This is a genomic window from Pseudomonas laurentiana (assembly GCF_014648275.1).
In the GTDB taxonomy this organism is placed as follows: domain Bacteria; phylum Pseudomonadota; class Gammaproteobacteria; order Pseudomonadales; family Pseudomonadaceae; genus Aquipseudomonas; species Aquipseudomonas laurentiana.
Window position 1 is genome coordinate 1 of the sequence record NZ_BMQU01000053.1, and the last position, 5,099, is coordinate 5,099.

Consider the following 5,099-nt stretch of genomic DNA (forward strand, 5'->3'; position numbering starts at 1 on the left):
GTACGGAACCGTACGCACGGTGGTGTGAGAGGACGGCGGGTGTGAACTCGCCTCCTACTCGATTGCCTCAATGCATCAGTGCCGAAGGACCACAGGGTCCATGGGCGACCGCAGAATCACCGACTTAATAATCTTCTGTTCGTCAGGATTGGCGTTTTTCCACAGGTGTGAGAAGTACTGAGCATTCACTTTCTCTTGAGCACTTACGCTGCCGGCGGCATCGATCAGGCGCATGGTCGAGTAGACACAGATCAGCGCCAGAATGAAGAACGCCGTGGCGACCACCATCACATAACGCTTGGCCAGCACCGGTGCCCGCTTGAGCTCCTGGATAGAGGCGTCCGCCGCCTTTGTCGCTGCTGTAAGCTCCGAGATCAGTGGCTGGATGGCGGTGTCGACTCCGCGGCATGCAGCTGAATACGCTGATGCAGCGGCGCGCAAGGCAACCTCCTCCGCGTTCGACCAAGCCTTCTCCGCCTTTCGCACCTCCTCCTGAATCTGCCGGCCGACAGCGTCCACCTGCTCCACCAGTTCGTTCGACCTCTCCAGAACAGCGCTGGAGGTGCGCGTCTGCGAGGTCAGCTCATCGAGCTGGACAGTGAGTTTTTCAGTGCAGCGGCGAAAGTCACCGATAGCAACTGCCCAGGGCTCTATGTCATTCATGGCTATCTCCTAGGGCGGCCAACAACGCCGCGCTGAATTAACGCGCTAGATATCAAAATTGTAATTTAAGAGAAAATTCGAAGTCGCCCTCGACAGTGCCGAGATAGACATGATCCTTCCAGATTTGAAGATTTAACGCATCCTATCTGCAGCCAAAATTACGGAATTGTAATTATTGACTCACCTTGTCGTTAGCTTCGCGTTCCTAAACTACAAACCAACAAAGGCCGCTAATCAGGTTGGCCTAGTATGAACCGAGGTTCACAATGAAATTTGTCAAATCTATCGCTATTGGCAGCCTGCTGCTGGGTCTCATGGGTACCGCTTACGCTGAAGGCGGCTTCGAGCGAACGAAACAGTTCAACGAGAACTTCCGAACCGAACAGGCTCGCCTATGGAGCGATGACTCTTCGGACCAGAACAAACAACAAGTCGCTCAAGAGCAAAAGAAAGAAAGCAAGGATGGTAAGGAACAAGCCGACAATTAATCGGCGGTTAAATAGGACTTCAAATGACGAAAGAAATCGACAAAAAAGCCAGGGTAAAACCTGGCTTTTTTGTGCTTGGAATTTAGCCTTCGTTCTTGCGAGGCGTTTCCGCATTGCTTTCTCCGGCCAGACCCTCGGCACCTTGTGCGGGGCGTTTCCAATGGCACAGCAGGAGCTGGCTGGCGTTCGCTTCGGTGATCGATGTGCAAGCTAGATCAGCGGGCAGACCATCCTTGCTGTCTCGCAAGCGCCTGGACAGATAGAACGAGCCATCCCGCGGCCACTTGGCAGGATCCTTGATGTTCTCGGACTTCCCGCTGCTGTAAAACTCCGACGAGTATGAGCGGCGGCCAGGATAGATCAGGGGAGCGGAATGAGCAGACTGCACATTGAGCCAGGCTTGAACCACATCCCGCTGATTCTGAGGGCGCTCCTCTAGTACCCCGGCGTAGATGATGCCCGCACCGATGATTGGCAACACCAATGCGCTCGCAGCGGCAGCCCAGGTGGTCTTCGGGCCAACTTCGCTGACCCGTGCAGACAGCAGCAATGCCCACGCTGGCAGCGCGGGTAGCAGGTAGGTCCACAGAATGTTGCCTGCAAATGTGAAGAAGACCGGTGTCGCCAAGGCCCACAGCCAGAGGTAGGCTTTGAAGCGCTGCATCGATCCACGCTTGCGGATCAACAGTGGTAGAAACAAGGCCCATGGCAGTAGCGACAATCCGAGCTGGATCCAGATGCTGCCGTACGGCTTGGCATGAGCACTACCATAGAGGTCCCCTGCCCAGTTACTGACGACGTAGCGGCTCCAGTGCTCACCAACGAAGAAGTACTCCATGAAGCCGGGCGTTTTCATCTCGGCCGCGACATACCATGGCACGGATATACCGAACATGAGTACAAGGCCGCTAATCCAGGGAAGCCTCAGTACCCGTCCCCATTCCTTGTAGATAACGAACCAGGCGAATGCCGGCGCCCCCATAAGCACCAGGGTCAGCGGCCCTTTGGCAAGCAAGCCCAGCCCGAGACCTGCGAACATCAGGTAGGCATCCGCCTTGCTGGCGCACTTCATCCAACGCCAGAAACCGTAGCTGGCCAGCAGAATCGAGAACGACAAAACAGGGTCAGTCAGCACAACACCGCTGGAGACCAGGCCAAGTGTGGTGCTGGAAAAAATAATGGCAGCCCAGATGCCGGCGTTACGAGAAATCTGCTGCGTGCCGAGTTTGATGATGATGAAACAGCTTGCCAGGTGGAGTAGCCACGCTGGGAAGCGCGCAGCGAACTCGTTAACGCCGAAGACCGTCATGCTCGCGGCCTGGGTCCAGAAGGACAACGGAGGCTTGCCCCAGAACGGTACCCCGTAGTCGAACATGGGCGTGATCCAGTCATTCAACTCGACCATCTTGCGAGCCATTTCAGCGTAACGGGCCTCAGATGTGTCCATCAGCGGGTAGATGCCCAGCCCCACCAAACGCAATAGCAAAATCGAACCCAGGACCCACCACAGCGTCCTCTCGTTCTTCAGGTTCAGCATTTCTTACCCTCGATCGAAGCCATCGAAGGGTGGAGTGACACGGGATCTGCCTTGTTGCTGTGCTTCAGGAAATAGAGAGGCCGGCGCTTCACTTCCGCGAGTGTCACGCCCAGGTACTCCCCCACCATGGCGACACCGACGCACATGAATGAAGCCATTCCGACGATCAGGTGATGGATGTCGAAACTGCCTGCCACAAGCGACGCAAGCATGTAGCAGATGCTGGAGACGAAAAGACCGAAACTGATGAGGCTGAAAATGCGCAGTGGTTTGCGAGAGAAGCTGACGATGCTCTCGATGGCCAGATTGAACAGGCCAGCTGCATTCCATTTGGTGCTCCCGGCATGGCGAACAGTGCGATTGTAGGGCAGTTCGATGGTACGAAAGCCTACCCAGCCGATCATGCCTTTGAGAATCCTGGAGCGTTCATCCAGGGCCCGCAGGGCTGCCAGCGGCGCAGGCCCAATCAATCGGAAATCGCTGACATCGGCCGGCATGTCCACCTTCTCCACCAGGCGCTGCATGACCCAGTAGTAAGCCCGGGCACTCATGCGCTTGAACCACGAATCACCGATTCTCAGGTTGCGCTGCATGTTCACCACGTCGTAGCCGCGTTGCCAGTAGTCCACCATGGCCGCGATGAGCTCTGGTGGATCCTGCAGGTCGACATCAATGAAGATCAGCGCACTGCCACGGGCATGGTCTATCCCGGCGCTCAGTGCAGCCTCTTTGCCGAAGTTGCGACTCAGGGACAGGCAACGTACAGATGACCCATCCTGATAGTGGCGAAGAATGTCGGCCGTCCGGTCATTACTGCCGTCGTCGACATAGAGGATTTCGCAGGAGACGGGTAAGCGCTTCACCACGCGGGTGATTCGCTGGTGGAACTCGGGGATGGTTTCCTCTTCCTGGAAGCAAGGGACCACGATGGTTAACAAGGGATCAGGGCGCTCGGGAAAGCGATGTAATGTCTGCATGATTGAATGTCCAAAAACGATGTGCAATGAATCCAAGTGCAGTGAGGCTTAAGGTCACTACGACTTGGGAGATGAGCGGTGACAGATTCGACTTGATGAGGAACCACATACCCACGCCATTGCCGAAGTTTGTGGTTAACGCGACCAGTGCAAACCTGACAGGCTGAAACTTACGAGAGCCATCTGCCACAAAACAGAGCGCCCTATTTCCAATGAAGCTCGCGATTGCGCCAACCATGCCGCCACAGATACTGGCCAGTAACGGAGTAACGAATTCTGTCGTAACCAGCAATAGGAACACCGCATAATGGACTCCCGTTGCTATGAAGCCGATCCCCAGATAACGAATCAGTAAGGTAGTAAGAGGTGGGGTTTGATTTTCCATGCCCAAAGCCTATGGAGGCAAAGGTGAAAAAATAGTGAACTAAATGTAAATGCGTAATTAGCCGAATCTATATATGGTAAGTAACAAGTCGGCGCACTAGGCTAGCACGCTACAATATCAGAGGGATTGCCTGAAAATTACGCTTTCGAAATAAAAGCCTTCCGATAACGCATGCATGACCCGTGGATTACAATGTTGACAAGATAAGGAAACACCGGGTGGCATTGAGATAGATTCCCCGAATTAAGGGGGACCTAATGGTTACACAAAATGAAACATATACAAGCAGCGTTGTTCCTTACAGCCCTGACATATTGGATGATTTGCCAATTGATGATCAGCTGGCCGTAGAGTTTTTCGCAACAGCACGTTGTGCCAGTTTCAAACAGGCTGCCCGAGGGCTCAATGTGCCAGTGGTAGGCCTGCGGAAACGCTTGGAGAAACTGGAAGAGCACATTGGTGCTCCCGTGTTTGTCTACAAACACAACAAGCTTGCCCTGACCCGCACAGGCGAGAGGGTCAGCCATTACCTGTGCCAGCTCTTCGGCCCAGACGGCCTTGGCAAGTCCGGTGAAAAGGAAGTCCCCAGGCTTACCATCGCGATCACAGAGCCAGTGCTGAACGACATCGTAAACCGCGATCTAGTCGCCTACGTGCGTGATCATGCCGAAATGCAGCTGGAAATCCATTCAGAATGCACAACGCAGATGCTTTCTGAGTGTGAAGTCGATGTGGGTATCGCTTTGGTGAGCCCAGATGATAAAGGCGCGCTTGATCGCCATCCTACGTATAGGTTTGAAAGGCTTGGCCGGATTGGGCACGCCCTGTTCATTTCCAGCCGCTATTCAAGAAGCGTCACCCTTCCAGTGGAGAGCTTGGATTTGCACAACTTCATGCTCGTTGTCCCTTGGGATGAAGAGATCTTGGCGGGCTCACGAAAGTGGGCATCGATAATGGCTGAGCATCAGGGCGGTACCACTCGGGTCGGCGGCCTCAAGGAGCAAGTGCAACAGCTAGTTAAAAAATCGGAGCGCGCTAATTCCGAAATT

Annotated in this window: 6 protein-coding genes; 2 read left to right on the forward strand and 4 right to left on the reverse strand. The window is 54.5% G+C overall.

Annotated elements, in window-relative coordinates:
• Positions 1-75: 75 nt before the first annotated feature.
• A complete protein-coding gene (locus tag IE038_RS23645; RefSeq protein WP_010951442.1) occupies positions 76-663 on the reverse strand; it encodes a hypothetical protein in 588 nt (195 codons plus the stop codon).
• Positions 664-929: 266 nt separating this feature from the next.
• Between IE038_RS23645 and IE038_RS23650 the strand changes: the two genes are divergently transcribed.
• Positions 930-1,151 carry a hypothetical protein gene (locus IE038_RS23650; RefSeq protein WP_010951443.1) on the forward strand — a complete coding sequence of 74 codons (222 nt, stop codon included), beginning with the start codon at positions 930-932 and terminating at the stop codon, positions 1,149-1,151.
• A gap of 82 nt (positions 1,152-1,233) precedes the next feature.
• Here IE038_RS23650 and IE038_RS23655 read toward each other — a convergent pair whose 3' ends face one another.
• Genes IE038_RS23655 through IE038_RS23665 form a run of 3 tightly spaced genes read right to left on the reverse strand, consistent with a single transcriptional unit; the run spans position 1,234 to position 4,050 of the window.
• Complete coding sequence (locus IE038_RS23655) at positions 1,234-2,688, reverse strand: phospholipid carrier-dependent glycosyltransferase (protein WP_010951444.1); 1,455 nt, start codon at positions 2,686-2,688, stop codon at positions 1,234-1,236.
• Positions 2,682-3,665: a glycosyltransferase family 2 protein gene (locus IE038_RS23660; protein WP_010951445.1), complete on the reverse strand. Its 984-nt coding sequence runs from the start codon at positions 3,663-3,665 to the stop codon at positions 2,682-2,684. The genes IE038_RS23655 and IE038_RS23660 overlap by 7 nt, the downstream gene beginning before the upstream one ends.
• Entirely contained in the window at positions 3,631-4,050 is a 420-nt protein-coding gene (locus tag IE038_RS23665; RefSeq protein WP_010951446.1) for a GtrA family protein, read from the reverse strand. The genes IE038_RS23660 and IE038_RS23665 overlap by 35 nt, the downstream gene beginning before the upstream one ends.
• A 257-nt stretch (positions 4,051-4,307) precedes the next feature.
• On the opposite strand from IE038_RS23665, the gene IE038_RS23670 reads away from it, so the two are divergent.
• The coding region (locus IE038_RS23670) for a LysR family transcriptional regulator (RefSeq protein ID WP_189396396.1) at positions 4,308-5,099 on the forward strand (792 nt) is incomplete at its 3' end.

Bases quoted from the DNA above. Each gene is read 5' to 3' on its own strand.
- IE038_RS23645 (WP_010951442.1), bottom strand. From the start codon at position 663: ATGAATGACATAGAGCCCTGGGCAGTTGCTATCGGTGACTTTCGCCGC.
- IE038_RS23650 (WP_010951443.1), top strand. From the start codon at position 930: ATGAAATTTGTCAAATCTATCGCTATTGGCAGCCTGCTGCTGGGTCTC.
- IE038_RS23655 (WP_010951444.1), bottom strand. From the start codon at position 2,688: ATGCTGAACCTGAAGAACGAGAGGACGCTGTGGTGGGTCCTGGGTTCG.
- IE038_RS23660 (WP_010951445.1), bottom strand. From the start codon at position 3,665: ATGCAGACATTACATCGCTTTCCCGAGCGCCCTGATCCCTTGTTAACC.
- IE038_RS23665 (WP_010951446.1), bottom strand. From the start codon at position 4,050: ATGGAAAATCAAACCCCACCTCTTACTACCTTACTGATTCGTTATCTG.